Source organism: Kitasatospora sp. DSM 101779, from assembly GCF_025655475.1.
Classification (GTDB): domain Bacteria; phylum Actinomycetota; class Actinomycetes; order Streptomycetales; family Streptomycetaceae; genus Kitasatospora.
The window spans coordinates 6,303,184-6,328,432 of record NZ_JAHTIK010000001.1 but is presented as its reverse complement, the minus strand read 5'-3'; the positions used below and the strand labels follow the sequence as shown (position 1 = coordinate 6,328,432).

Annotated in this window: 22 protein-coding genes; 7 read left to right on the top strand and 15 right to left on the bottom strand. The window is 72.7% G+C overall.

Features of this window, described 5'->3' with window-relative positions:
- Window positions 1-58 precede the first annotated feature (58 nt).
- Complete coding sequence (locus KSNIM_RS28765; protein ID WP_263106033.1) at window positions 59-985, top strand: SGNH/GDSL hydrolase family protein; 927 nt, start codon at window positions 59-61, stop codon at window positions 983-985.
- Between the two features lie 146 nt (window positions 986-1,131).
- Here KSNIM_RS28765 and KSNIM_RS28760 read toward each other — a convergent pair whose 3' ends face one another.
- The 7 genes from KSNIM_RS28760 to KSNIM_RS28730 form a co-directional block, all read right to left on the bottom strand.
- Window positions 1,132-2,127, bottom strand: coding sequence for a nucleotidyl transferase AbiEii/AbiGii toxin family protein (locus tag KSNIM_RS28760; RefSeq protein WP_263106032.1), 996 nt, complete (start codon window positions 2,125-2,127; stop codon window positions 1,132-1,134).
- Window positions 2,128-2,136: 9 nt separating this feature from the next.
- Window positions 2,137-2,928 (bottom strand): helix-turn-helix transcriptional regulator, encoded by a 792-nt coding sequence (locus tag KSNIM_RS28755; RefSeq protein ID WP_263106031.1) that lies wholly within the window; start codon window positions 2,926-2,928, stop codon window positions 2,137-2,139.
- Window positions 2,929-2,944: 16 nt separating this feature from the next.
- Complete coding sequence (locus tag KSNIM_RS28750) at window positions 2,945-3,877, bottom strand: alpha/beta hydrolase (RefSeq protein WP_263106030.1); 933 nt, start codon at window positions 3,875-3,877, stop codon at window positions 2,945-2,947.
- 173 nt (window positions 3,878-4,050) lie between these two features.
- On the bottom strand, window positions 4,051-6,492 hold the full coding sequence (locus KSNIM_RS28745; RefSeq protein ID WP_263106029.1) for an endonuclease/exonuclease/phosphatase family protein: 2,442 nt from the start codon (window positions 6,490-6,492) through the stop codon (window positions 4,051-4,053).
- 281 nt (window positions 6,493-6,773) lie between these two features.
- Entirely contained in the window at window positions 6,774-7,730 is a 957-nt protein-coding gene (locus tag KSNIM_RS28740; protein WP_263106028.1) for a serine protein kinase RIO, read from the bottom strand.
- A gap of 242 nt (window positions 7,731-7,972) precedes the next feature.
- Window positions 7,973-9,202 carry a HEAT repeat domain-containing protein gene (locus KSNIM_RS28735; RefSeq protein WP_263106027.1) on the bottom strand — a complete coding sequence of 410 codons (1,230 nt, stop codon included), beginning with the start codon at window positions 9,200-9,202 and terminating at the stop codon, window positions 7,973-7,975.
- A gap of 87 nt (window positions 9,203-9,289) precedes the next feature.
- Window positions 9,290-10,396 (bottom strand): HoxN/HupN/NixA family nickel/cobalt transporter, encoded by a 1,107-nt coding sequence (locus tag KSNIM_RS28730; protein WP_263106025.1) that lies wholly within the window; start codon window positions 10,394-10,396, stop codon window positions 9,290-9,292.
- 315 nt (window positions 10,397-10,711) lie between these two features.
- On the opposite strand from KSNIM_RS28730, the gene KSNIM_RS28725 reads away from it, so the two are divergent.
- Complete coding sequence (locus KSNIM_RS28725; protein ID WP_411543789.1) at window positions 10,712-11,650, top strand: hydrolase; 939 nt, start codon at window positions 10,712-10,714, stop codon at window positions 11,648-11,650.
- Between the two features lie 166 nt (window positions 11,651-11,816).
- Window positions 11,817-13,772, top strand: coding sequence for a CocE/NonD family hydrolase (locus KSNIM_RS28720; RefSeq protein WP_263106023.1), 1,956 nt, complete (start codon window positions 11,817-11,819; stop codon window positions 13,770-13,772).
- 14 nt (window positions 13,773-13,786) lie between these two features.
- Here the strand turns inward: KSNIM_RS28720 and KSNIM_RS28715 are convergent, their stop codons facing one another.
- On the bottom strand, window positions 13,787-13,966 hold the full coding sequence (locus KSNIM_RS28715) for a hypothetical protein (protein WP_263106022.1): 180 nt from the start codon (window positions 13,964-13,966) through the stop codon (window positions 13,787-13,789).
- A 93-nt stretch (window positions 13,967-14,059) separates the two neighbouring features.
- On the opposite strand from KSNIM_RS28715, the gene KSNIM_RS28710 reads away from it, so the two are divergent.
- Window positions 14,060-14,371, top strand: coding sequence for a NucA/NucB deoxyribonuclease domain-containing protein (locus KSNIM_RS28710; RefSeq protein WP_263106021.1), 312 nt, complete (start codon window positions 14,060-14,062; stop codon window positions 14,369-14,371).
- A gap of 18 nt (window positions 14,372-14,389) precedes the next feature.
- A complete protein-coding gene (locus KSNIM_RS28705) occupies window positions 14,390-14,917 on the top strand; it encodes a hypothetical protein (protein WP_263106019.1) in 528 nt (175 codons plus the stop codon).
- A 268-nt stretch (window positions 14,918-15,185) separates the two neighbouring features.
- Here KSNIM_RS28705 and KSNIM_RS28700 read toward each other — a convergent pair whose 3' ends face one another.
- The 3 genes from KSNIM_RS28700 to KSNIM_RS28690 form a co-directional block, all read right to left on the bottom strand.
- Entirely contained in the window at window positions 15,186-16,388 is a 1,203-nt protein-coding gene (locus tag KSNIM_RS28700; protein ID WP_263106018.1) for an NAD(P)/FAD-dependent oxidoreductase, read from the bottom strand.
- Window positions 16,389-16,501: 113 nt separating this feature from the next.
- Window positions 16,502-17,446 carry an RNA polymerase sigma factor SigJ gene (gene sigJ / locus KSNIM_RS28695; protein WP_263106017.1) on the bottom strand — a complete coding sequence of 315 codons (945 nt, stop codon included), beginning with the start codon at window positions 17,444-17,446 and terminating at the stop codon, window positions 16,502-16,504.
- A gap of 10 nt (window positions 17,447-17,456) precedes the next feature.
- Window positions 17,457-18,158 carry a maleylpyruvate isomerase family mycothiol-dependent enzyme gene (locus KSNIM_RS28690; protein WP_263106016.1) on the bottom strand — a complete coding sequence of 234 codons (702 nt, stop codon included), beginning with the start codon at window positions 18,156-18,158 and terminating at the stop codon, window positions 17,457-17,459.
- A 71-nt stretch (window positions 18,159-18,229) separates the two neighbouring features.
- Here KSNIM_RS28690 and KSNIM_RS28685 point away from each other — a divergent pair, with 71 nt between their 5' ends.
- On the top strand, window positions 18,230-19,183 hold the full coding sequence (locus KSNIM_RS28685; protein WP_263106015.1) for a LysR family transcriptional regulator: 954 nt from the start codon (window positions 18,230-18,232) through the stop codon (window positions 19,181-19,183).
- Between the two features lie 48 nt (window positions 19,184-19,231).
- On the opposite strand, the gene KSNIM_RS28680 is transcribed toward KSNIM_RS28685, so the two are convergent.
- The 4 genes from KSNIM_RS28680 to KSNIM_RS28665 are packed head-to-tail and all read right to left on the bottom strand — an operon-like array spanning window position 19,232 to window position 23,675.
- Window positions 19,232-20,572 (bottom strand): GH1 family beta-glucosidase, encoded by a 1,341-nt coding sequence (locus tag KSNIM_RS28680; protein WP_263106014.1) that lies wholly within the window; start codon window positions 20,570-20,572, stop codon window positions 19,232-19,234.
- A gap of 20 nt (window positions 20,573-20,592) precedes the next feature.
- Window positions 20,593-21,435: a carbohydrate ABC transporter permease gene (locus KSNIM_RS28675; protein WP_263106013.1), complete on the bottom strand. Its 843-nt coding sequence runs from the start codon at window positions 21,433-21,435 to the stop codon at window positions 20,593-20,595.
- Window positions 21,428-22,357 (bottom strand): carbohydrate ABC transporter permease, encoded by a 930-nt coding sequence (locus KSNIM_RS28670; protein WP_263106012.1) that lies wholly within the window; start codon window positions 22,355-22,357, stop codon window positions 21,428-21,430. The genes KSNIM_RS28675 and KSNIM_RS28670 overlap by 8 nt, the downstream gene beginning before the upstream one ends.
- Before the next feature lies 1 nt (window position 22,358).
- Window positions 22,359-23,675 (bottom strand): ABC transporter substrate-binding protein, encoded by a 1,317-nt coding sequence (locus KSNIM_RS28665; RefSeq protein ID WP_263106011.1) that lies wholly within the window; start codon window positions 23,673-23,675, stop codon window positions 22,359-22,361.
- 165 nt (window positions 23,676-23,840) lie between these two features.
- Here KSNIM_RS28665 and KSNIM_RS28660 point away from each other — a divergent pair, with 165 nt between their 5' ends.
- Window positions 23,841-25,079 (top strand): ROK family transcriptional regulator, encoded by a 1,239-nt coding sequence (locus KSNIM_RS28660; RefSeq protein WP_263106009.1) that lies wholly within the window; start codon window positions 23,841-23,843, stop codon window positions 25,077-25,079.
- The last annotated feature ends 170 nt before the right edge of the window (window positions 25,080-25,249 follow it).

Below are 25,249 nucleotides of genomic sequence, written 5' to 3'. Positions count from 1 at the left end.
AACTTACCGAGCAGTAACGCCCCCACCCTCCCCCCGTTTCTCTTCCCCAGGAGGAACCGTGTTCAGCCATGCCCTGAAGCGTTCGTCCGTCCTGGTCAGCGCCGTCCTCGCGACCGCCGCCGCGGGACTGCTCGGCGCCCCCGCCGCGGACGCCGCGGACGTCACCGGCGACTACGTCGCCCTCGGAGACTCGTACGCGGCCGGCGCCGGCGTCCCCTCGCAGTACGCCGGGCTCTGCCTGCGGTCGAGCAAGAACTACGGCCACCTGGTCGCGGCCGAACTCGGCAGCACCAGCTACCGCGACGCGACCTGCGGCGCCGCCAAGGTCTCCGACCTGACGGAGGCCCAGTACGACGCGTTCATCCGGGTCAACGACCCGCAGCTCGACTCCGTCTCGGCCGGCACCGACCTGGTCACCCTCGGCATCGGCGGCAACGAACTCGGCACCTCCGACCTCGGCATCGGCGACGTCATCGCCACCTGCATGGCGGGCGCCGTGGTCAACCCGTTCGGCACCCCCTGCAAGGACGTCTACGCCCACGGCCACTGGGACTTCCGCACCTGGTCCTGGCAGTGGGGCGCGGACACCCTGGTCAACCGGATCGACGCCGCCGGGCCGCAGATCGCCGCCGCCCTGCAGAAGATCCACGCCAAGGCACCGAACGCCAAGGTGCTGCTGGTGGGCTACCCGTCGGTGCTGCCCGACAACGAGCGCAACTGCATCGGCCGTCAGCCCATCACCACCGGCGACGTCGCCTACCTGCGCGGCATCCTGCACCAGCTGAACGACACCCTCGCCGCCACGGCCGCCGCCAACGGCGCCACCTTCGTCGACACCCTCACCCCGACCCGCGGCCACGACGTCTGCTCCGACGACCGCTGGATCGAGGGCGCCCTGCCCGGCTCCCCCGCCGTACCCTTCCACCCCAACGCCACCGGCGAGAAGGTGATGGCCCGCGCGGTCCTCGCCGCCCTCGGCAAGTAGGGCTCCTGACGGAGGCACGGCCCACAGGACCGGCAGGCCCCCAGGAGCTGTCTTCAAGGCGCCCGGGTGGTCGGTTCAGGGGCGCGTGGGGGTACCTCCCGGCCGAAGGCCGGGGGGAACTGCGTGATCCGGAAGGAGCGGCACCGTCACTTCCGTTGTCGCGCGCTCCCCCGCGCCCCTCGCGGTCGGCCCTGTGCCGAATCGCCGCCCAGGGCGCGCGTCAGACGGTCCAGCCATTCTTCGGCGGTGCCCGGGAAGCCCTGCCAGTCGACGTGGCAGTGCGGCAGGTCCTCCGGCCCGACGGGGTGCGGGGCACGGCGCAGTACGCGGCGCAGGAGGCGGGCGTCGAGGTCGGTGGCCGGGTGTTCGGCGAGCAGGACGGCGTCGTGGAGGTCCTTGCCGCGGGCGGTTCCGCCGTCGGCCGTGCCCTCGGCGAGCAGCCACAGCAGCTTCCAGGCGAGGGAGAGTTCGCGGCTCGCGGTGGGCAGGACGGTGGGAGGCCCGCCGTCGGCGCGCGGCAGCGCGGTGAACACCGGCGGCTCGGGCAGCGGTTCGTCCCAGGCGAAGTCGATCCGCAGGGTGCCCGGCGCGAGCCCGTCCACCGTCCACGGGACCGTCAGCCGCAGGCCCGTGGCGCCACCGCAGCCGTCGCCGTAGGGCGCGTAGTAGCCGCCGAGGACCTCGTGCCGGGCGGCCTCGACGTCGAGCAGCAGGCCCGGTGCGGCCTCGGGGACGTCCCGCAGCCGGTCGAGCAGGTCGTCGTGCGGCGCGTCCTCCGGTTCGGTGTCGCGCAGCCAGTGCAGGCCCTCGGGCGGGAGCCGGACGCGGGCGCCGCGCGGCTCGGCGCCCTCCGGATCCCAGAGTTCGGGGGCGCCCGCGCCGTGCGCGGCCTCCGGATCGAAGAGCACCGCATCGACGGTGTCGAGGTACGGGTACGGGCCCAGCGGGTCGATCGGCACCACGGGAACGGCGCGCAGGACGAAGTCGAGGTCGGCTGGCGGCCGGGCGGTCTCCGGGCACCAGGCGGCGAGGACGGCGCTGCCGCGCAGCACCAGGCCGTCGATCCAGGGCGCACCGGCGGCGGTCGCGAGCACGTGGTCGAGGACGGCCCGGTGGGCCTCGGCGGTCGTCCGGCTGGTCACGGGCGCACGCTAGCGGCCGGGACCGACAGCCGGGCGGGCCGGGCCGCCGGGGCGATTCGCCGGATCTGTCCCTTCGGACTGCCTCGGTCGGGCGGCGAGTTCGGCCAGCACGGCAGGTCGCCCCGCGCCGGCGGCGGCCGAGCCGCGGAGCAGTCCGGCCAGGTCGCGGGGGTGTGCCCGTTCACCGGTCGGAGTCGCCGCCGAGATCCGGTCCAGCCGGAAGCCCCGTCCGGCCCGTCGGGTGCGGCACCAGGCGATGAGGTACCAGCGGCCGTCGGCGGTGAGCAGGCCGGCCGGTTCCACGAGTCGGTCGCTCTCCCGTCCCGCCGCGTCGGAGTAGGACAGCCGCAGCACCGTGTGGTCGGCGAGGCCCTGCTCGACCGCGATGCGGATCGCGGGGTCGCCGTGCCCGGGCAGGGCGACGACGCGTGCGGCGAACTCCCGGGCCGCCGCCGAGGCGGGACCGGTCATCGAGGCCGTGATCTTCTGGGCTGCGGTGCGGGCCGCGCCCGCGTAGGGGGTGGCGGCGTCGACCGCGGCGAGCGCCGCGGTCAGCGCCGAGGCCTCGTCGGCGGTGAGGTGGATCGGGGGAAGGGTCGTCCCGGCGTCGACCGACCAGCCGCCGCCCCGCCCGGGTACGGCACGCACCGGGACGCCGGCCTCCATCAGTGTCTGGAGGTCGCGCTGCACCGTTCGCGTGCTGACCTCGAACCGCGCGGCGAGCACCGCGACCGTCAGCGACCGCGGTGCCGCCGCGCGCAACTCCTCCACCAGTGCGTACAGTCGGGCGGTTCGGTTCATGCCGCCGACGCTACCGTCACGCGGAGACCAGGAAGTCGCGCTCGCGCCGCTGCTCCCGCTCGGTGACGGCCAGCGGGAACAGAGTGAAACCGTGCATCGCACCGGCGACGACGCCGAGTTGCACCCGCGCACCCGCCGCCCGCCACCGGGCCGCCAGGAACAGCGAGTCGTCCAGCAGCGGGTCCTCGGTGCCGACGACGATCCGGGCGGGCGGAAGCCCGGTCAGGTCCGCGAAGAGGGGCGAGATCTCCGGACTGCGGCGCTGCTCCTCCCCCGCCCCGGGCGTGAACAGCTCGTAACTGCCCTGCAGGGAATCGGTGTTGCTCAGCAGCCGGCGTGGGCCGAAGTTGCGCTGGCTCGGTGTCATCGACAGGTCGTAGACGCCGTAGCGCAGGTTGGCCGCGCGGAACGCTCCGGTGAGGCCGTGCCGGTCGCGCAGGCGCAGCAGCGTCAGCACCGCGAGGTGGGCGCCGGCCGACTCCCCGCCGATCAGCAGCCGCTCGGTGCCGAACTCGGACGCCGCGTGCTCCACCAGCCACAACGCTGCGGCTTCGCAGTCGTCGGGCCCGGCGGGGAAGGGGTGTTCCGGGGCGAGGCGGTAGTCGATGCTCACCACGGCCAGCCGGGCCTGCTCGGCGAGCCCCCACAGCCGCTCGTCCTGGCCGTCCGCCGAGCCGAACGCCCAGCCGCCGCCGTGGATGTGCAGGTAGACACCGGTCACCTGCTCCGGGGCGAAGACCCTCACTCGGACGCCGCCCGCGACGGTGCGGTCCCGGCCGTGCGCCAGCCGCACCGGCGGGGTGTCCCCGCCGAGCCGGTTGCGCCGCAGGTGGGCCAGTACGGCGGCGTCGGGTGCCCGTCCGCGGGCCGGGCGGCCCGCGGCGGCGGCCTCGAACTGCTCGTTGAACGCCAGGGTCTCGGGGAGGCAGTCCTCGTCGGTGATCGTCATGCCGTCGACTGTCGCAGCCGACCGCGACAGCACCCTGTCACCCTTTCCCTGTGAACCGCGTCACGCTCAGCCGTCCTGACGGTGGAACGGGTGCGGGCAGCGGTTCGGCGGGAACGCCGGCGGGGCGCGGCCCGGGGGAAGTCCCGGGCGGCGCCCCGCCGTTCAGCCGCGGATCACGGCTTGACGCGCACGATCTGCGGGTCGTGGTCGCTCGCCTGGGCGGCGAACTCGCTGTTGACGTGCACCACGTCGTAGTCGACGTGCTGGCGCTTCAGGCCGGGGCTGACCAGGATGTGGTCGAGCACCTGGGAGTTGCCCTGGTAGACGTACGAGTAGCGCTCGGACGCCGGCAGTTCGTTGACCAGGTCGCGCAGCACGCCGCCCTCGGTGAGGGTCTGCAGCGCGGGCGAGAACTGGTAGTCGTTGAAGTCGCCGAGGGAGACCACACGGGCGCCCGGGTCGGCGGCGAGCAGCTTGGCCACGAAGGCGTGCTCGACGGCGGCCTGCTTGGCGCGCTGCACCTCGGAGCTGCGGGTCGGCGCCTGGAAGCGGCTGTCGATGCCCTGGTCGCCGCCCTTGCTGTTGAAGTGGTTGGCGATCACGAAGATCGGCTTGCCCTTGAAGGAGAACTGGCCGACCAGCGGCTTGCGGCTGGTGGTCCAGGCCTCGTTGCCGGGGTCGATGCGGCCCGGGGACGCGGTCAGCGCGGTGGACTTGCCGGTGCCGGTGACGTCGACCGCGGTGGTGGAGTCGCCACCCGCGATGTCGGTGAAGGAGATCCGGGCGGGGTTGAAGAGGAAGACCTGGCGGATGTTTCCGCCGGGCTCGCCGCCGTCCTTGCCGTCGACCGGGTCGATGGAGCGCCACTCGTAGGCCGGGCCGCCGGCGGCCTTGATGGCCGCGACGAACTTGGCGACGGTCGCGCCCGCGGTGACGGTGCCGTCGTTGACCGCGCCGTTGTCGTCCTGGATCTCCTCGAGGGCGACCACGTCGGGCGAGCGCAGGTTGGTGACGATGCCCTGGGCGAGCTGGGCGAACTTCTCGTCGGGGTCGGACGGGTCGAGGTTCTCCACGTTGTACGTGGCGATGGTGGCCTCGCTCGGCAGCGGGCGGGCGGTGACCTCGCGCCGCAGCCCGTTGTCCTTGAGCGTGCCCATCGTGGTGGCCGCGACGGTGTAGCCGCCGAACTGGTTGTAGTCGAGCGGGCCGGCGGTGGTGCCGGTGAGGCGGTCGCCGACGTTGGCGACCGGGAAGGCGCCCTCGGCGGCCGGGATCAGCGACTGCACCATCAGACGGCCGGTGTTGGGCTTGTCGTAGCCGAGGTAGACGACGCCGCCGCGGCGGGTGGCCGGGTCCTCGCAGGAGGCGTCCACCCACAGCTCGTTGTACTTGTCGGTGGCCTGGACGACGCGGGCGTCGGCGACCTCGACCCGCATGCCCTCCAGCGACTCGTACAGGTCGAGCGCGTACGTCGCGGGCTGCAGCGGCAGGTTCTCGATGGTGGCGCCGGCGGCCTCGGGGGCGTACGCGGCGGGGATGCTGCGGCTGTCCAGGCGGACGGCCGCGGGCAGCGGGTTGCCGGAGGAGAGCACGGTGGTCTTGGGCGCGCTCAGCTCGGTGACCGACTGGCTGCCGCCGCTGTACGACGGGTAGTACTCGGTGACCTTGGCGGTGACCAGCACCGAGTCGCCGATCTTGACGGCCGGGGCCGCGCTGCCGGTGTAGACGAAGACGGCCTCGCTGGTGGCCGGGTCGGCGTCCGGGGTGGCGTCCTGGATCCAGAAGCCCTTGGAGCCGGTGGTGCGCACGCCGGTGACGATGCCGGGGATGCCGGCGATGGTGCTGCCGGCCTTCGGGGATATCCGGGTGTTGCCCTGGATGTCGTGGATGCGGACGGTGCCGGGCTCGGTCGGGCCGGTGGAGCCGGAGTCGCCGGTGTCGGCGGTCTCGCCCTTGCTGTTGACCGGGGTGGGTGCGCCGGCCTTCAGGTCGGCGGCGTTGTCGTCGGTGTCGGCGAGGCCGGCGGCGCGGGCGACCGAGGCGGTGTTGCTCGCGCCGGCGGCGGACGCGCTGCCCTCGTGGACGACGGCGGTGCCGAAGCCGACCAGGTCGCGGATCCGGCTGTCGGCGGCGCAGTCCGCGGCGGTCTTGCAGGTCAGCGGGGCGGTGCCCTGGACGAGCGCGACGGTGCCGGAGGTGCCGGACAGGGCGAGGGTGCCGGAGGCGTCCGGGGTGGGCAGCGCGACGGTGCCGCCGGTGCCTGCGGCCTCGGCGATCAGGAAGCGGCCGCCGGGCGCGATCGCGCCGCTCAGCGGGGTGACGCTCCAGGTGCTGCTGGCGCCCGGGGTGCCGGAGATGTACTGGACGCTCCAGCCGTCGAGGCCGAAGGCGGCGCCGCCCTTGTTGGCGAGCTCGATGAAGTCGTTCTTCAGCGTGGCGCCGGAGTTGCCGCCGCCGCCGTAGACCTCGGCGACGACGGCGTCGGCGGAGGGTGCGGCGGTGGCGCCGGGCAGCGGGACGAGGACCAGCGAGGCCGCCACGGAGGAGGACAGCACGGTCGCGCGCAGCAGTCTCCGGCGGGAGCGGGGGTTGCGGGCGGCGGTGGTTTCGGTCACCGGGAGGGGCTCCTTAATCTGCCGGCGGACGCGGGACCACCGCGCGCGGGCAGCACGGTCACCCGGCGGACGTGGGCTCACCGGGTGCTGAGGGTGTGTCAGAGTTGGTAACTACTCGCGTAGATACCGTGCAGTAAGATACGCGCGTAGAAGGTGACACGACAAGACATCCTGCGTTAACTCTTGGCGCCGACCGCATGCCGTCCCGTCGCCGGAGGCACCGTCAGGGTCCGTGCCGGACGGGCCGACAGGGCCCGAGCGGCACGGACACCCGCGTCCGGCTACCCCAGCCGCGCGTCGGCGGCGAGCGAACCGACCAGCTCCTCGACCCGGTCCTCGGGCAGGCCCCGGGAGACGAACCAGGCGCCGACGTTGCGCACGTCCCGCTCCAGGAAGGAGAGCCCGCGCGGGTTGGCGACCACGTCGACGATCTGCGGTACGTCGATGATCACCAGCCGTCCGCGGTGCACGAGGATGTTGTACGCGGAGAGGTCGCCGTGCGCGTAGCCGTCGACGGCGAGCAGCGACAGGCTGCGGCCCAGCTGCTCCCAGAGGTCCTCGACGTCGGCCTCCTCGGCACGGAGCTGGGCCAGCCGGGGCGCTGCCGCACCGTCCTCGTCGCCGACGAACTCCATCAGGATCTCCGTCCCCGTGATCTGCACCGGGTACGGGACGGCCACCCCGGCCGACCAGAGCCGGCACAGCGCGGCGAACTCGGCCCCGGCCCACTGCCCGGCGATCGCCTCCTTGCCGAAGGCGGTGCGCTTGGCCATCGCCCGGGTGATCCGGGACTCCTTGTGCTGACGGCCCTCCAGGTAGCCGGAGTCGCGGTGGAACATCCGGTGCTGGGCGTCCCGGTAGCGCTTGGCGGCCATCAGGGTGCGGCGGCCGGTGCCCGGCACGGCACGCTCCAGCAGGAAGACGTCGGCCTCCTTGCCGGTCTTCACGATCCCGAGCTCGGTGTCCACGGCCGCCAGCTCGGTCACCACCCAGTCGGGGCGCGGCTCGGGGCCCTTCTCGGTGGGGGTGGACCGGTCCCAGGTGGACCAGCGGTCACCCTCGGCGGGGCCGTCGGACACAGCCGGGGCGAGGTCGTCGAAGCCCTCCGGGAGAGCGGCCGCGGAGGGGAAGTACTCGGGCTCGAAGTCGTCGAACCGGTCGGACCGGCGGCCGCGCCGCGGCCCGCCCTTGGGACGGATACGGGAGAAGGAATCGCTGTCGGCAAAGCGCTCGCGCACTGCGGTGGCTCCTGGGAGAGGCCCACCGGGTGCGTCGGATGCGACGCGCTGTCAGCCGGTGGGGAGGTGACGATCGAGGGAGGCGTATGGCGCGCACGCGAAGGCGCGCCGCGACACGGCGGCAACCATCCGGACACACCTCCTCGACGTCAGGTCCTCGCACGGCGTTCGCGAGGACGAGAGCACACTAACCGCTCCCACCGGCAGCGCAACCGAATATCCGAAGCGCGTCGGGCGCCGTGCTATCGGCCGGCCCGGACGATCCCCCGGACGGGCAGGTCGGAACCCTCGGTCGGAACCTTCCACCGGCGCAGAGCGTCCCTCGCACCGGACGGCCAGCCGTCCTCGTCCCGGCCCGCGAGGAAGCGCACGACACGCTGCTGCACGTCACTCGGGTCATCGACGTCGCTCAGGTCGTCGACGGAGTGCGGCGGTTCGACGGGCCGGAAGACCAGCGTGAACAACGTCTGCGCCGTGTAGTACCTGTCGTAGAACGCCTCCACGCCCGTGCAGCCGGCCAGGCCGGTCAGCATGGCATCGACCCGCTGGGAGCGTTGCGCCTTCGGGCGTTTCGGCCAGGCCATCGCCGCGAGGCCGCGGTAGGAGCCGCTCGGGATCGTCCCGGTCTTCTCGGGCGGCCCGGCGACGACCCCGGTCAGCACGTCGACGACGGCGGGGCCGGCGATGCCCAGCCGCGTCGACGCGAAGGCGGAGGCCCGGCGCAGCTCGACGACCGGGCTGTCCAGGTGGCGCTCGACGAAGGGGACGGCCGCCGGCTCGCCGAGCAGGCCGAGGACCAGTCCCGTCGCCGCGGCACCGGGCGAGACTTCGTCGGCGACGAACGCCTGCAGCAGCGGGACCGTGGCCGCCGCGGACTCGGGGAACCAGGCGATCAGGTTCGCCGTCTCGGCCCGCAGTTCCGCGCTGTCCGAGCTCAGCAGGACGTCGAGCACCGGAAGTGCCTCCCGAACGGCGCTGTGGCAGCGCACCACCGCTTCGGCGTCGACGAGCACCTGCGCCCGGCCGCCCTCGCGCTGTGCGCGCTGCTCGTCGTCCGCCGCTTCGGCGATCCACCGGGCCCGTACGTCGGCTTCGCCGCGCGGCCCCTCCAGGTGGGCGCGGTCCTCCCGGGGGTCGTAGCCGTTCGGCAGGTGGTTGTCGTCCACACCGATCGCGATGGCGACCAGCAGACCGACGAATCGACGCCTGTTGACCAATGTCGGGTCGAGTGCCATCCGCACGAGGACCGGAACGGTGTGCGCCGCGGCCTGCGACCGGGTGCCCTGGTGCACGATGCGGTCCGCGAGCTGCGCCATCGGCGGGTAACTGCCCTCCCGAACCCCCGCCCGGATCGCCCGGAGGCGTCCGGGGACGTCCTCGGCCGTGCCGTAGGAGTGAGGGAGTTGGGCGCAGGGCACGTCGTCCAGGCCGGCGAGGTCGTCCAGGCCGGCGAGAGGGTCGCTGTCCGTCACGGCAGCAGATCCCGGCACACCGGTTCGACACCCTGCCCGGCGCTCCCCGCACCTCCCCGGCCTGTCCGGAGGCCGGGCCCGGCTGCGTTACTCGGCCTCGGCGGCAACAGGCTCGCGGACGGCCGCCGACCACTTCTGCTCGACCTTGCCGAGCTTCCAGTAGGCGATCGCGCCGGCCCAGGTGACGACGAAGAGGCCGACGATGGCGTAGCCGACCAGGTTGAGGTCGAGCTCGGCGATCCAGCCGACCGGGCCGGCGGTGACGTCCAGCTTCTCGGCGAGCAGGCCGACCAGCTCGATGACGCCGATCACCAGGGCGACCAGCACCGACAGGCCGGTGACGGTGAGGTTGTAGTAGATCTTGCGGATCGGCTTGGAGAACGCCCACTCGTAGGCGAAGTTCATGAACGAGCCGTCGATGGTGTCGAGCAGGCTCATGCCGGCCGCGAAGAGGATCGGCAGCACCAGCAGCGCGTACCAGGGCAGCGAGAAGGCGGCGGCGCCGCCGGCCAGCACGAGCAGCGAGACCTCGGTGGCGGTGTCGAAGCCGAGGCCGAAGAGCAGGCCGACGGGGTACATGTGCCAGGGCTTGGTGACGGCGCGGGTGACCCGGCCGAGGATGCGGTTGAGGAAGCCGCGCTTGTCGAGCTGACGCTCCAGCTCCTCCTCGTCGAACTCCCCGGCCTTCAGGGCACGGAAGACCTTGAGGATGCCGTTGAAGGCGCCGAGGTTGATCAGGCCGATCAACACCAGGAAGGTGCCGGAGACGGAGACGCCGATCAGCCCGGTGGCGGTGTGCAGCGCGGACCCGTCGGACTCGACCTGGCCGGCCAGCGAGCGGATGCCGAAGGCGAGCAGCGCGCAGAGGCCGAAGACGATCGAGGAGTGGCCGAGCGAGAACCAGAAGCCCACCGACAGCGGCCGCTTGCCCTGACCCATCAGCTTCCGGGTGGTGTTGTCGATCGCGGCGATGTGGTCGGCGTCGAAGGCGTGCCGCATGCCGAGGGTGTAGGCGGTGAGGCCCATGCCGGCGCCGAAGACCTGGCCGCCGACGTCGTAGTGGTGCGGGGCGATCACGGCGAGCAGGGTGAACCAGCCGACGATGTGGAGGGTCAGCACGAAGCCGCCCATGCCGGCGAGCCGGATCCACTCCTCGCGGGTGAGCCGGTCGCGCAGACGGCTTGGCGTTGACATGGGAGTCCTCCCGGCAGCGGACGGATGAGCCGGGCCATCCTGTCGCCCCCGGAACTCAATTGCAAGTCATGTGCAACTGCTGAGCCGAGGCATGCCGAGCTGCACCGATGCACCGGGGGCGCATTCCGCGCAGGACATGTCACACGACGTACCCGATCCCTTAACCTCCCGCGTCTTCCTCCGCCCCCTTCTACGCGCGGATACTCGGCTCGGTGCTCGGATCTACGCGCGGATACCCCAACTGTCCGCGTGCGGTTCCGTGCGCGGGTACCACTGCCCCCCCCAATCCCCCAACTCCCCACGGAGGAACGGCAGATGATCGGCACTCGCACCATCCGCACGAAGGCCGCCCTGGCCGCGACCGCCGTCCTGGCGGCCACCCTCACGGGCCTGGCCTCGCCCACCGCCCCCGCCGCGGCCGCCACCCCCCACCGGGTGCTGTTCGACAACAGCAAGGCCGAGACCGCCGGCAACGCCGACTGGATCATCAGCACCAGCCAGCCCGACCCGCTCGGCCAGAACGCCAACCCCAGCACCGAGAAGAGCTGGACGGGCGCCCTCTCCGCCTGGGGCGTCGCCCTGCAGAAGGCCGGCGGCTACAGCCTCAAGACGCTGCCCGCCGGCTCCACCATCAGCTACGGCACCGGCGCCGCGCTCGACCTCGCCAACTTCGACACCTTCGTGATCCCCGAGCCCAACATCCGCCTCTCCAGCGCCGAGAAGACCGCTGTCATGCGCTTCGTGCAGAACGGCGGCGGCCTCTTCCTGGTCTCCGACCACAGCAACAGCGACCGCAACAACGACGGCTGGGACAGCCCCGAGATCATCAACGACCTGCTCACCGCCAACGGCGTCGACAACACCTCACCGTTCGGCTTCTCGGTCGACGTGAAGACCGTCAGCACCGACAACCCGCGCGCGGTCAACGACTCCGCCAACCCCGTGCTGCACGGCGCCTTCGGCAACGTCACCGGCTCGATCCTCCGCTCCGGCACCACCTTCACCCTCTCCCCCGCCGACAACCCCTCGGTCAAGGGCCTGGTCTACCGGACGGGCTACAGCGGCAACACCGGCGCCTTCTTCGTCACCAGCACCTTCGGCAGCGGCCGGGTCGCCGCCTGGGGCGACAGCTCCCCGATCGACGACGGCACCGGCCAGTCCGGCAACACCCTGTACGACGGCTGGAACGACCCCGCCGGCAGCGACGCGGCGCTCGCGCTGAACGCCACCGCCTGGCTCGCCAAGGCCTCCTGAGCCGCCCCGCCCGGCGGCCCCCGTCCCGCGGCGCGCTCCGCGGAACGGGGACCGCCGGGCGGCACGGGCCGGCCGCGGCGCGGCCCGGTGGAAATGGCGCCCGGCCGCGCCCATCCTGGGGAGGTCGGGCCCGCCCCGGGCCGCCGTACGACCCCACGGAGGGCCCATGCAGCCGCCGGCCCCGTACCCCTACCGCACCACCCGCAAGGACGTCCGGATCGCCATGCCGGACGGCACCCGCCTCGCCGCCCGGCTCTGGCTGCCGGTCACCGACCACCCGGTGCCCGCCCTGCTCGAGTACCAGCCGGGCGGACTCGGCGACACCACCGCCGTCCGCGACGCCCAGCGGCACCCCTGGTACGCCGGCCACGGCTACGCCTCGCTGCGGGTCGACGCCCGCGGCCACGGCAGCTCCGAGGGCACCCCCACCGACCCGGCCTCCACGGCGGGCACCGCCGACGGGCTCGCCCTGCTCGACTGGATCACCGCCCGGCCCTGGTCGAACGGCCGCGCCGGCGCACTCGGCATCGGCCGCGGCGGCACCGCCGCCCTCGCCCTCGCCGCCCGGGCACCCGAGGCGCTCGCCGCCGTGGTCGCCGTCTGCGCGGACGACCGCACCGCACCCGCACGGGAGCTGACCGGCGCCCCGCTCGCCGCCGCCGTGCACGCCGAGTCGGCCGACCGGCTCGCCGCCGCGTGCCGGCCGCCCGACCCCCGCTATACCGGCGACGACTGGCGGCGGCTCTGGCTGGAACGCCTCGCCGCCGTCGAACCCGACGGCCCCGAGGACGAGGGCGGGCCGATCGAACTCCGGGCGATCCGCGCCGCCGTGCTCGCCTTCGGCGGCTGGGCCGACCCGCAGGCCGGCACCGTGCTCCGCCTCGTCGAACGGCTCGGCGAGAACGCCCGCGGCGTCCTCGGCCCCTGGCCGCACCAGTACCCCGACCAAGGGCTGCCGCCCGGCCCCGCGATCGGCTTCCTCCAGGAGTCGCTCCGCTGGTGGGACCACTGGCTCAAGGGCGCCGACACCGGTGTCCTCAAGGAACCCGCCCTGCGCAGCTGGATGAACGAGTCCGTGCCGCCCGCCACCTTCTACGCCAACCGGCCGGGCCGCTGGATCGGCGACGAGAGCTGGCCCTCCCCCGACGTCCGCGAGGTGCACTACCGCCTCGACGACGCGCTGCGGACGGCCGGGACGCCCTCCGGCGAGCGATTCGTCCCCGTCCGCTCCCCCCAGCACACCGGCATCGACGCCGGGGCGGTGCGGCCGCTCGGCCGGCCCGCCGACCTGCCACCGGACCAGCGCGAGGAGGACGGCCGCTCGGTCTGCTTCGACTCGGTGCCGCTGCCCGAACCCGAGGAACTGCTCGGCACCCCCTCGGTACGGCTGCGGGTGCGCCTGGACTCGCGGCACGGGCAGGTCGCGGCCAGGCTGTGCGACGTCGCCCCGGACGGTTCGTCCACGCTGGTCAGCCGCGGTGCGGCCGCCCTGGCGGGCGGCTTCGGCCCGGTGGAGGTCGAGTTCGGACTGGCCGCGGTCGCACACGCCTTCCCCGCGGGCCACCGGATCCGGCTCGCGCTGTCCTCGGCGTACTGGCCGTGGTTGTGGCCGGTGGCGGAGACCGGCGGCTTCGAGGTGGACCCGGGCGGCTCGGTGCTCACCCTGCCGGTGCGGCACCTGGCGGCGGACGCGGGCAGCCGGCCGGTCTCCTTCGACCCGCCCGAGCATGCGCGGACCCCGGCCGAGCTGCACCCCGAACCGCTGACCGCCCACCCGGAGCGGCAGGCGGTGCACGACGTGGCCGCCGGCGAATGGCGCCTGCAGCTGGCCCGCCCGGACGGCGCGGTGGTGCGCCCCGACGGCCTCGCCGAGGAGGAGCACGTCCTGGAGGCCTACCGCATCCGCTCGGACGACCCGCTGAGCGCCCGGGCCCGCACCGACCGCACCCTACGGCTGGAACGGACGGACATCGGCTGGGACGTCACCCTGCAGATCCGCTCCGAGGCGAACTGCGACGCCGGGCACCTCACCGTCCACGACCACATCCGCGCGCTGGAGGGCGGCGACGTGATCTTCGAACGCACCTGGCGCCGCCGCACCCCGCGGGGCGACCACCAGTGACGTGAGTCGGAGATTCACCGGCCGTAGGCGGCGACCTTGTCCCTCGGTGTCGAGGTGGGCCACTTCACCACCGGGCGCCACGCGGAGATGATCAGGGTTCGCGCTGGCCCCGGCCCGACCTTCCGCTCCGGGTTGCTCTGGGCGTCCTTGATGTGGCGTGCGCTCTGGGCCACTGCAGGGTCCGAGAGCTTCATGACCAGCTCGACCCTCGCCTCGGCGAAGACCGTGCCCTTGTGCTTGCCGCCGGGAGGGCCGGCATCACCTTCCCCTCCTTCGTCGGGAAGACGGTGCCCGGCGAGGAGCAGCCCCTGCACCGCCTGGTCGACCGTGCGAAGCAGGACACCAACCGGGCAGCGGCGATCAAGACGTGCGACGACGTGTGGGGCGACTGCTCGGGGTCCGGCCTCGAGTGTGACGAGTACCCCTTCTCATCCACCTACGAGCGGGCCGCCGCGGGTGGCGATTCGCCGACCAGGCGGTACTCGTCCCGGCTGATCGATGCTGCCGACAACGGCGCGGGTGGCACCATGATCCTCGCCGTGTACACGCAGAACCGGATTCTGGGCGGCGACCCGTTCTATGTGACGATCACCCCGTGACGCAGGGACAGGAGAAACATGGCCGTGGCGCTTGAGTTCCGTACCGAGGCGAAGCCGGACCACGGTCTGATCTTCGTCTACGACTCGGACGCCTACCTTCCGGACAACGATGCCGCCGAGCTGAGCCGGCAGACCGTTGTGGCAGGCCTCGGTCCCCAGCTCTACATCCGAAGCCTCCAGGGCACCTCGCCCGCCGAGATCGTCCTGCGCGTGTGGGACGGGCCGGTGACCGGCGGCAGCCTCGGGGAGTGCGACGCCTTCTGCCCAGCTGTCCTGGACTGCCCCACCGGCACCGTCACCATCCGGGCGTTCTCCCCCGAGTACCCCGGATACATCGAGCTGCCCCGGCCCGGCGTGTACGCCGCCCTGGTCTCGTGGCGCGGCAGGGAAGCCGCTGCCGCCCAGCAGGCGTCCCTGTTGCGCAGCCTGGCGGAGCCGGAGGGCCAGGCCGATTCCGACGGGGTCTTCGCCGCCCACGCCGAAGTGCTCGAGTCCTACCGGATCGACCTGTGGTGGCAGTACGAGTCGGACATCGAAGTCGACTGAGTCCGGGCGTCGCACCCGCCGGCACAGCGAGGAACATTCCAGGCACCGACCGGGTCCGGGTCCGCACAGCAGCGCGTGCGGGCCCGGCCCCGGCCTGGCGTACCGTCGCCGCCCGGACCGGCCGTCGGCTGCTGCGATGACCTGCGCGATCCGGCACAACCGCACCACCGGCCGACCCGTCACCCGCTCGCCCCTCGCCCACGACCACGCCCACGCCCACGACCACGACCGCTGACCGACGTCGGAGCTGCTCGTCCGGGCCCCGGGGTCAGGCCGCCGCCTCCGCCCGGGCGCGTCCGGGGAGCTCCCCCGGGAGGACGCGCCGGCGGCGGGAGGGCATGCCCGCGGTCGGGTTGGCGACGCCCCAGGCCGCGCCCTTGCAGATCAGTTCTTTGTAGAGGGCGGCCACCCGGCCGGTCAGGGTGCGGTCGACCGCCCGGTCGTCGGCGGTGACGAACTGGATCAGGCCTTCCCTGCGGCCGAGCGAGATGCACTGCTGGAAGTAGCGGACGGGCACGCGGGGGACCTTGGTGCCGGCGAGGCGGGCCGCGATGGCGTCGGCGGCCTGCCAGGCCATCGGGATGCCCGAGGCGCAGGACATGCGGAGCGGCTTGCCGGCCGGGCCGATCGCCATCGCGGCGTCACCCACGGCGTAGACGTCCGGGTGGGAGACCGAGCGCATCGTGCTGTCGACCACGATGCGGCCGTGGTCGGTGACCTCCAGGGTGGTGGCCCCGGCGATCGGGTGGACGGCGAAGCCGGTCGTCCAGACGGTGACCTCGGCGGGGATGCTCCGGCCGTCGGCCGTCCTCACGCGGTCCGCCTCCACGGCGGTGACCGCGGTGTGGTCGTGGACGGTGATGCCGAGCCCGTCCACCACCTTCCGCAGGTGGGCGCGGCCCTTCGCGGAGAGCCAGTCGCCGAGGGCGCCGCGGGCGGCCAGGGCGACGTCGAGGTCCGGGCGGGCCTCGGCGATCTCGGTCGCGGCCTCCAGGCCGGTCAGACCGCCGCCGATCACGACCACCGGCCGGCCGGCGTCCAGCGCGGCCAGGCGGTCGCGGAGGCGGAGGGCGCCGGGGCGGCCGGAGATGTCGTGGGCGTGTTCGCCGGTGCCGGGGACGCCCCCGTCGTTCCAGCCGCTGCCGAGGGCGTAGACCAGGGTGTCGTACTCCAGTTCCTCCTGCCCGCGGCCGTTCACGGCGGTGACGGCGACCGTCCTGCGGTCCACGTCCACGGCCGTGACCTTCGCCAGCTTCAGGGCCACGCCGGTGCCCGCGAACATCTCGCCGAACGGCCGGGGCCTGAGGTCCTGGCCGGCCGCGAGCTGGTGCAGCCGGACCCGCTCGACGAAGTCGGGCTCGGGGTTGACGAGGGTGATGGTGACGTCCTCGCGGTGCAGCCGCTTGGCGATGCGGCCGGCGGCGACGGCTCCGGTGTAGCCGGCTCCGAGGACGACGATGCGGTGCTGCATGTGCCTGCTCCTGTCTGGAGGGTTCCGCCGCTGTCTCTGCGCGGTTTCGCCTCTTGAACCGGGCAGCCCGGCGTTTCCTGACAGGGTCGGGATGTGAAGCACGTCACACGGGGTCAGAGCACGACGAGCGGGGTGCTCCCGTGGTCCGCAGCGGCCCACTGCCCGGTCGCGCGGACCAGCTTGTCGGGGTTGACCTGGCTGCGGACTGCGGCGATGCCGTCCGCGGTGACCTCCAGGCAGGTGATCCCGACGACCCGGCCCTCCACGACCGCCACCACGGCGGGCCCGCCGTTGGCGATCGCGAAGTGGATCTCGGGCGCACCGCCGACGTGGGCCCGCTTGGCCTCGCTGGGCTTGAACAGGCCGCGCAGGAACTTCGCGACCGCGAGCGCGCCCTCGAACGCCTTCGCGCGGGCCGGGACCTTCCCGCCGCCGTCGCCGACCGAGACGGCGTCCTGGGTGAGCAGGCGCACCAGGGGCTCGGTACGGCCGCTGGTCGCGGCGGCCAGGAACTCGTCGACGACCCTCCGGGCGGCGGCCTCGTCGATCTCGGTGCGGGCCCTGCCCTCCGCGACGTGCTTCTTGGCCCGGTGGTGGATCTGCTGGCTGGCCGCCTCGGTGATGTTCAGGATCTCGGCGATCTCCCGGTGCGGGTGGCCGAAGGCCTCGCGCAGCACGTACACCGCCCGCTCGTTGGGCGACAGGCGCTCCAGCAGCACGAGGACGGCGTACGACACCGACTCGCGCTGCTCGGCGGTGTCGGCCGGGCCGAGCATCGGGTCGCCGGCGAGCAGCGGCTCGGGGAGCCACTGGCCCACGTACGTCTCGCGCCGGGCACGTGCCGAAGTGAGCATGTTGAGGCACAGGTTGGTGAGCACCTTGGTCAACCAGGCCTCGAGCACCTCGATCCGCTCGGCGTCGGCCGCCTGCCAGCGCAGGAACGTCTCCTGAACGGCGTCCTCCGCCTCGCCCGCCGAGCCGAGCAGGCGGTAGGCGATGGCCTCCAACCGGGGCCTGGCAGCCTCGAACCGCTCCACGTCGCTCATGATCAGGGCCATGCCCGCGATCCTAGTTGCCACCGGGGTGGAACGGCAGACGGGCCGGAGCTTCCGGGTGGGTGAAACGGCTGCTCGGTCCGCCGCGGAGGCGGCCCTGCGGGAGCCTGCGGCCGTAGGCCAGCAGCAGGAGGTCCTGGGCGGCGCCGTAGAGGGGAGTGCCGGAGCCGTAGGACCAGTCCATGTCCTCGGCGCACAGCCGCACTCCGCGGAGGTCGGCACCGAAGAACCTCAGGCCGCGGGGCGTGATGTCGTCGAGCAGGAGGCGCAGCCTGTCCTCGGGGACACTCCGCCCGAGTCCGAGCGCGACCGTCACGTCCAGCCCGTGCACCACGTCGTGGCCGAGGGCGGCCGCGAGGCCGCCGACCGGCGGCGTCCACGGGTGCTCGGCGTTGTCCCGCAGGAAGGCGCTGAGCTCGCCGGTGGAGTACGCGGCCGCGTCCCTGCGGGCGACGCGGTCGGTCATGCGGTGCAGGCTTCCCCGGGCCTTGACCAGTTCGCCCAGAGTCGCCGGCAGGGAGAACCGGAACCCCGTCGACATGTGGGCGACGACCTCGCGGACCCGCCACCCGCCGCACAGGCTCGGTGCGTCCCACGCGCCGGCCCGCAAACCCTCGAACAGGTCGGCCAGTTCCCGGCGCTCCGCTGCGATCGCGGCCCTGATCCCCACCTCGGTGCCCGCCCGTCCGTCCCGGCGTCCCGCTGCGTTCTCCATGGGTCCAAGCCTGCTGACGGCGGATCAAGACGTCCAATACACAGGTGTGCTGCGATCTAGAATGATCACTTATGGAGCTTCGCCAGCTGCGCTACTTCGTCACCGTCGTCGACGAGGGCGGCTTCACCCGCGCAGCCGCCCGACTGCACCTGGCCCAGCCGGGTCTGAGCGCTCAGATACGCCAGCTGGAGCGGGAGTTGGGGCAGCAGCTGCTCGACCGCTCGCACCGGGCGGTGACGCCGACCGAGACCGGCCGGGCGATCCTGCCGTACGCCCGGGCCGCGCTGGCCGCGGCGGATGCGGTACGGCAAACGGCTGACGCGTACACCGGGCTGCTGCGGGGCCGGGTCTCGCTCGGGACGGTCTCGGGCGCCACCGGCCATGCGTTCGACATCGCCTCGTTCCTCGCGGACTTCCATGACGCCCATCCCGCCCTGGAGATCACGCTCACCGAGGACACCTCCGAGCGGATGCAGGCGGCACTCCTGGCCGGCGACCTCGACATCGCCCTCCTCGGACCCACCGACGAGGTGCCCCCGCCCGGCCTGTCGCTCGTCACGGTCGTCGACGCTCCGCTGGGCGTCCTCGCTGCGCCCGGAGACCCGATCCACGCCGCGGCCGGGCCCGCGGGCGTCCCGCTGACGGAGCTGCGCGACCGGGCGCTGATCTGCCTGCCCCGTGGCACCGGAGTCCGAGCGGCGCTCGAACGTGCCTGTGCGCAGGCCGGGTTCCGCCCCCGCGTCACGTTCGAGGCAGCTGTACCGGATGTGCTGGCACGGCTCGCCTCCCGTGGGCTCGGTGTCGCGGTGCTGCCGGCCGGGGGCGACGGCCCGGCCGTCGACGGACGGGTGCGGCCGCTGCCGATCGTCCGTCCCGGTGTCCGCGCCCGGATCGCGCTGGCCTGGCGGGGCGCCGGCCCGGCGAGTCCCGCGGCCCGGGCGCTGCTCGACCGCCTGCGCGAGGCCCTGCGCGAGGCCCTGCCCGCACCTGCCCCGGACACACCGGGGCAACCTGCGGGGAGCTGACGACGAGGGGTCCGGCGGCCGCCGCCGCCGGACCCCTCGGTCTGCGGGTCAGCGGGTGCGGTGGTTGCGGATGATCTCCGCGTACCGCTCGCCGCTGGCCTTCACGGTGCGCCGCTGGGTGTCGTAGTCGACGTGCACAAGGCCGAACCGCTTGTCGTAGCCGTACGCCCACTCGAAGTTGTCGAGCAGCGACCAGGCGAAGTAGCCCGCCAGCGGGGCGCCCTTGGCGACGGCGCGGGCGCAGGCGTCCAGGTGGCCCTCCAGGTAGGCGGTGCGCTCCGGGTCCTCGATCCGGCCGTCCGCGGTCACGGTGTCGCGGTAGGCGGAGCCGTTCTCGGTGATGTAGATCTTCCGGACGCCGTACTCCTCGGTGAGGCGCATCAGCAGCTGGTGGATGCCCTCGGCGTCCACCTCCCAGCCCATGGCGGTGTGTTCGGCGTTGCGGCCGGGGGCCTGGCGGAACTGCGGGACGGCGCCGGTCGGGTCGTCCTCGACGAACTGGCGGAAGTAGTAGTTGAGGCCGATCCAGTCGAGCGGGGCCGAGATGAGATCCATGTCGCCGTCACGGACGGGGAGTTCGACGCCGTAGAGCTTGACCATGTCCTCCGGGTAGCCGCGGCCGAGGACGGGGTCGAGCCACCATCGGTTGATGTGGCCGTCGGCGCGGACGGCGGCGAGGCGGTCGGCCTCGCTGTCGGTGGCCGGGACGATCGGGCTGAGGTTGTTGACGATGCCGACCTGGACGTCCGGGTGGGCGGCGCGCAGCGCCTGCACGGCGTAGCCGTGGCCGAGGTGCAGGTGGTACGAGGTGCGGACGGCGGCGGTGAGGTCCGTCCAGCCCGGGGCCATCGCGCCCTCGAGGTGGCCGATCCAGGAGGAGCAGAGCGGCTCGTTGAGGGTGGCCCAGTGCTTGACGCGGTCGCCGAGGCGGTCGGCGACGACGGCCGCGTACTCGCCGAAGCGCTCGGCGGTGGCGCGCTCGGGCCAGCCGCCGCGGTCCTGCTGGGCCTGCGGGAGGTCCCAGTGGTACAGGGTGCCGTGCGGGGTGATGCCGGCGTCCAGCAGGCCGTCGACCAGGCGGTCGTAGAAGGCGAGGCCCTCGGCGTTGATCCGGCCGTCGGCCTGCGGCACCACGCGGGGCCAGGCGACGGAGAAGCGGTAGGCGCCGAGGCCGAGCCGCTTCATGAGGCCGATGTCCTCGTTGTAGCGGTGGTAGTGGTCGCAGGCGGTGTCGCCGTGGTCGCCGTTGTCGATCTTCCCGGGGGTGTGGGAGAAGGTGTCCCAGATGGAGGGCGCACGGCCGTCCTCGTCCACGGCACCCTCGATCTGGTACGCGGAGGTGGCCGCGCCCCAGACGAAGTCGTCCGGCAGGGCGTTGAGGTCGTTCACAACTGGCCTTTCAATCAGGGTCACTTGACGGCGCCGGCGGTGAGTCCGGCGACGAGGTAGCGCTGCAGCAGGAGGAAGCCGGCGACGACCGGGACGCTGACCACCAGCGAGGCGGCCATGACCTGGTTCCAGTACACGTCGTTGAGCGTCGCGTAGCCCTGGAGGCCGACGGCGAGGGTGCGGGTCTCGTCGTTGGTCATGACGGAGGCGAAGAGGACCTCGCCCCAGGCGGTCATGAAGGCGTACACGGCGACGGCGACGATGCCGGGGACGGCGGCCGGGACGATGATCTGCACCAGGGCCCGGACGGGGCCGCAGCCGTCGACCAGGGCGGCCTCGTCCAGGTCCCGCGGGATGGAGTCGAAGTAGCCGACCAGCATCCAGATCGAGAACGGCAGCGAGAAGGTGAGGTAGGTGAGGATCAGTCCGCCGCGGCTGCCGTAGAGGGCGACGCCGGTGCTGTTGCCGATGTTGACGAAGATGAGGAACAGCGGCAGCAGGAAGAGGATGCCGGGGAACATCTGCGTCGACAGCACGGTGACGGTGAACAGCCGGCGGCCGCGGAAGCGGTAGCGGCTGACGCCGTAGGCGGCGAGGATCGCGATGAGCACCGAGCAGACCGTCGCTCCGCCGGCCACGATGATCGAGTTGATGAAGTACTTGCCGAGCGGGACGGTCTTCCAGATGTCGAAGTAGGGCCGGACGGTGAGCGTGCTCGGTATCCAGCGGAACGGCCCCTGGACGTCCTGGAGCGGCTTCAGCGAGGAGCTGACCATGACGCCGACCGGGACGAGGGTGAAGACCGCGAGCAGGGCGAGCACGATCCGGCGGGTCCACCGGAAGGACGCGGGCGGGTTAATCATCGGCGCCCCTCCGACGCGAGGTGGTGAACAGGTAGACCGACGTCACCAGCAGCAGGAACAGCAGCAGCAGGACGGACATGGCCGAGCCGGCGCCGAAGTTCCAGGTGACGAAGGAGGACTGGTAGATGTGGATGGAGATGAGGTCCGACGCCTCCGGTGCCGACTTGCCGAAGAGCACGTACGGCGTGTTGAAGTCGTTGAACGTCCAGAGGAAGAGGACGAGCACGAGGACGAGGTTGACCGGGCGCAGCGAGGGCAGGGTGATCCGGCGGATCTGCTGCCATACGCCGGCGCCGTCCATCGCGGCGGCCTCGTAGAGCTCGCGGGGGATGTTCTGCAGACCGGCCGTCAGGGTGAGGAAGGCGAACGGCCAGGAGCGCCAGACGGAGACGACGACGAGCGCGGTGAAGCTGTTATCGCCGATCAGCCAGAACGGCCGGTCCGAGGTGAGGTGGAGCTGGTCGTGCAGGACGTGGTTGACCAGCCCGGTGTCCCGCTGGAACATGAACGACCAGGTGATGACGGCCGCGTAAACGGGCAGGGCGTAGGGCAGCAGGAAGGCCGCGCGGAGCAGCCCCCTGCCGCGGAAGGCGTCCTGCATCATGATCGCCGCCGTGGTGCCCACCAGCCAGGAGAGGCCGACGGCGAGGATCGTGAAGGCGCAGGTCACCCAGAACGAGTTGAGCAGCGACTGGCCGACGGGGGCACTGAAGTCCACCGCCAGGTGGTAGTTCCCGAGGCCAGTCCACGGTGCGGACGACCAGTCCCGGATGAAGAACTGGGTGAGCTGTTTGAAGCTCATCGCGATGCCGACCACCATGGGCACCAGGTGGATCAGCAGCTCCAGGAGCAGCGCCGGGAGCAGGAGCAGATAGGGTAGGCCCTTGGGGGTCAGGCGCAGTCGGCCGAGTCGCTGTCGCACGTCAGTTGGCCGGCATCTGCTGCTGGGCCTTGGTGAGTTCGGCCTTGACGGACTCGTCGGTGACCGGCTTGCCGGCGGCGGCCGCGGCGAGCAGGTTCTTGACGGCGGTGCCGACGAGGGTCTCGAACTGGCTCTCGTTGGCGACCTGCGGGAGCGGCTGGGCGCTGGAGCCGAGGACCTTGGAGAGGGCCTGGAGCTCGGGGGTGGCGAAGGCGGCGTCGCCCTGGGCGTCGGCGACCGGCGGGATCGAGCCGTAGGTCTTGTTGAGCTGGATCTGCTCGTCCTTGCCGGTCATGAACTTCACGAAGTCCAGCGCGCCGTTGAGGTTCTTGGTGTTCTTGAAGACGGCGAGGTTGATGCCGGCGACCATGGAGCTGGTGAGCTTGGTGCCGGAGGCACCCGCGGGGACGGGGACGGGGGCGACGCCGTAGTCGTCGGGGTTCATGCCGTGCGACTTGAGGTTGGCGCCGGCGGACTGCCACATCATCATGCCGACCTTGCCGGTGGCGAAGTCGGTGAGGGTCTGGTTGTTGGCGTACTCGGCGTTGCCCGGGGCGGCGATCTTGTCCTTGGCGATCAGGTCGACGTACTGCTTGATCGCGGCGACGGCCTCGGGGGCGTCGAAGGCGGGCTTGCCGGAGGCGTCGAAGAAGTCGGCGCCGTGCTGCTTGCCGAGGGTGAAGGCGTGGTGGACGTTCTCGGAGACGTTGCCGCCCTCGACGGCGATGCCGTACTTGCCGTCCTTGGTGAGCTTCTGGCCGTCGGCGATCAGCTCGTCCCAGGTGGCCGGCGGGCGCTCGATGCCGGCGGCCTGGAACATCTTCTTGTTGTAGTAGAGGCCGTAGGCCATCGAGTACAGCGGGACGGCTGCCGGGTCCTTGCCGGCCGCGCCGGCGGAGGCGATGGTGGCGGGCAGGAAGCGGTCCTTGCCGCCGATCTTGCCGAAGGTGGCGTCGTCGAAGGACAGCAGGGCGCCGGTGGCCTGGAGCGAGGCGGACCAGGTGTTGCCGATGTTGAGGACGTCGGGGCCCTGGCCGGAGGTGGTGGCGGCGAGGATGCGGTTGAGCAGGTCGGACCAGGGGATGACCTCGAGCTTGACCTTGATGCCGGTCTGCTGCTCGAACTTTCTCAGCTCGGGCTCCAGGACCTGCTTGTCGTTCTCGAGGCTGGTGCCCTGGTTGCTGGCCCAGTACGTCAGCGTCTTGGGGCTGCTGTTGTCGCCGGAGCCGCCGGTGCTGGAGCCGCCCCCGCAGGCGGTGGCGGTGAGTGCAAGAGTCGCGACCACGGCGGTCGCGGCAGCCAGACGGTTGATACGCATGACCATGCCCCTCTCGGGCGGGTGGATGGCGTGGTGGGGGTGGAAGGGCCCTCCGCCGGGGTGCCGGCCCCGGAGAGGGCTTTCTTCAGGCCGTGATTTAACGTGTGAGAAAAGCTGGCGTCAAGAGGACGTGCAGCGCTAGATTCGCTGCAGGAGGGAGTACCGATGGCAGAGCGAGGCAAGCAGACGGTCCGCGACCTGCGGCGCGGCAGCAGATCGACCCTTTTGCAACGGTTGTATTTCGAAGGGCCGCTCAGCAGGCAGGAGTTGGGCCAGATCAGCGGGCTCAGCGCCGGTTCGGTCAGCAATGTGATCGGCGAGCTGCTGGCGGACGGGCTGGTCGAGGAGTGCGGATCGGTCGAATCGGACGGAGGCCGGCCCCGCATCCTGCTGCAGGTGCCGCCCGACCGGGCCCACCTGGTCGGCGTCGACGTCGGCGAGACCCAGGTCAGGGTCGCGCTCTTCGACCTGGGGCTCACCGAGCTCGCCGCCAGCGACCACCCGCTCTCGGACTGCGGCCACGACTCCGACCACGTGGTGGAGCTGATCCTCACCGGGCTCGCCGAGGTGCTGCACGCCACCGGCACCGACCCGGCCACCGTGCTCGGCGTCGGCGTCGGCGTGCCCGGCATCGTCGAGCAGGGCGACCCGGGCACCGACGGCCTCGGCATCGTGGTGCACAGCCAGACCGTGGACTGGGACGCCGTGCCGCTCGGCCGGATGCTGCGGGCCGGCACCGACCTGCCGCTCTACGTCGACAACGGCGCCAAGACGCTCGGCCAGGCCGAGATGTGGTTCGGTGCGGGCCGCGGCGCCCGGCACGCGGTGGTCGCGCTCTTCGGCTCCGGCGTCGGCGCCTGCGTGATCGCCGAGGGCGCCCGCTTCCGCGGCGCCACCAGCAGCGCGGGCGAGTGGGGCCACACCAAGGTGCACGTGGGCGGCCGGCTCTGCCGCTGCGGCTCGCGCGGCTGCCTGGAGGCCTACGTCGGCGCGGAGGCGCTGGTCGAGCGCTGGGGCCGGGCACCCGCCGGGTCCAGCGAGAAGGCCGGGCTGGCCGCCCTGCTGGCGGCCGCCGAGGCCGGCGAGCAGGACGCCGTCGAGCTGCTGGCCGAGGCCGCCGAGTACTTCGGCGCGGCCATCGCCGACCTGATCAACCTGTTCAACCCGGAGCGGATCGTGATCGGCGGCTGGGCCGGGCTGATGCTCGGGCCGCGCCTGCTGCCCGCGATCCGGGACGCCGCGACCGCGTACGCCCTGCGCTTCCCCCGCGCGCAGACCTCGATCGATCTCGGCCTGCTCGGGCCGGACGCCGTCACCGTCGGCGCGGCCACCCTGCCGCTCTGGCACTTCCTGCAGTCCGGCGGCGAGCTTCCCGCCCGGATGTCGGCCGCCGCCACCGGCTGAGCCGCACCCCTCGCGGCCTGCGCGAACCCGCCGTCCACTGCGCCTGGCGGCGGGTCAAAGGGCGCTCCGCGCAGGCCGGTTGATCCGTGTCGGAACTCCCGACCGGGGACTTGACACCCGAGATCGCAGCCCCACAGACTCCCTCCGGGGAGCGCTCTCTCGGCTCGGCC

What these genes read in the sequence shown, in the direction of transcription:
- KSNIM_RS28755 (WP_263106031.1), bottom strand. Translation starts at nt 2,928, where the DNA reads ATGAACCGAACCGCCCGACTGTACGCACTGGTGGAGGAGTTGCGCGCG.
- KSNIM_RS28750 (WP_263106030.1), bottom strand. Translation starts at nt 3,877, where the DNA reads ATGACGATCACCGACGAGGACTGCCTCCCCGAGACCCTGGCGTTCAAC.
- KSNIM_RS28730 (WP_263106025.1), bottom strand. Translation starts at nt 10,396, where the DNA reads ATGTCAACGCCAAGCCGTCTGCGCGACCGGCTCACCCGCGAGGAGTGG.
- KSNIM_RS28725 (WP_411543789.1), top strand. Translation starts at nt 10,712, where the DNA reads ATGATCGGCACTCGCACCATCCGCACGAAGGCCGCCCTGGCCGCGACC.
- KSNIM_RS28720 (WP_263106023.1), top strand. Translation starts at nt 11,817, where the DNA reads ATGCAGCCGCCGGCCCCGTACCCCTACCGCACCACCCGCAAGGACGTC.
- KSNIM_RS28715 (WP_263106022.1), bottom strand. Translation starts at nt 13,966, where the DNA reads ATGAAGCTCTCGGACCCTGCAGTGGCCCAGAGCGCACGCCACATCAAG.
- KSNIM_RS28705 (WP_263106019.1), top strand. Translation starts at nt 14,390, where the DNA reads ATGGCCGTGGCGCTTGAGTTCCGTACCGAGGCGAAGCCGGACCACGGT.
- KSNIM_RS28700 (WP_263106018.1), bottom strand. Translation starts at nt 16,388, where the DNA reads ATGCAGCACCGCATCGTCGTCCTCGGAGCCGGCTACACCGGAGCCGTC.
- sigJ (WP_263106017.1), bottom strand. Translation starts at nt 17,446, where the DNA reads ATGGCCCTGATCATGAGCGACGTGGAGCGGTTCGAGGCTGCCAGGCCC.
- KSNIM_RS28690 (WP_263106016.1), bottom strand. Translation starts at nt 18,158, where the DNA reads ATGGAGAACGCAGCGGGACGCCGGGACGGACGGGCGGGCACCGAGGTG.
- KSNIM_RS28685 (WP_263106015.1), top strand. Translation starts at nt 18,230, where the DNA reads ATGGAGCTTCGCCAGCTGCGCTACTTCGTCACCGTCGTCGACGAGGGC.
- KSNIM_RS28675 (WP_263106013.1), bottom strand. Translation starts at nt 21,435, where the DNA reads ATGATTAACCCGCCCGCGTCCTTCCGGTGGACCCGCCGGATCGTGCTC.
- KSNIM_RS28665 (WP_263106011.1), bottom strand. Translation starts at nt 23,675, where the DNA reads ATGCGTATCAACCGTCTGGCTGCCGCGACCGCCGTGGTCGCGACTCTT.
- KSNIM_RS28660 (WP_263106009.1), top strand. Translation starts at nt 23,841, where the DNA reads ATGGCAGAGCGAGGCAAGCAGACGGTCCGCGACCTGCGGCGCGGCAGC.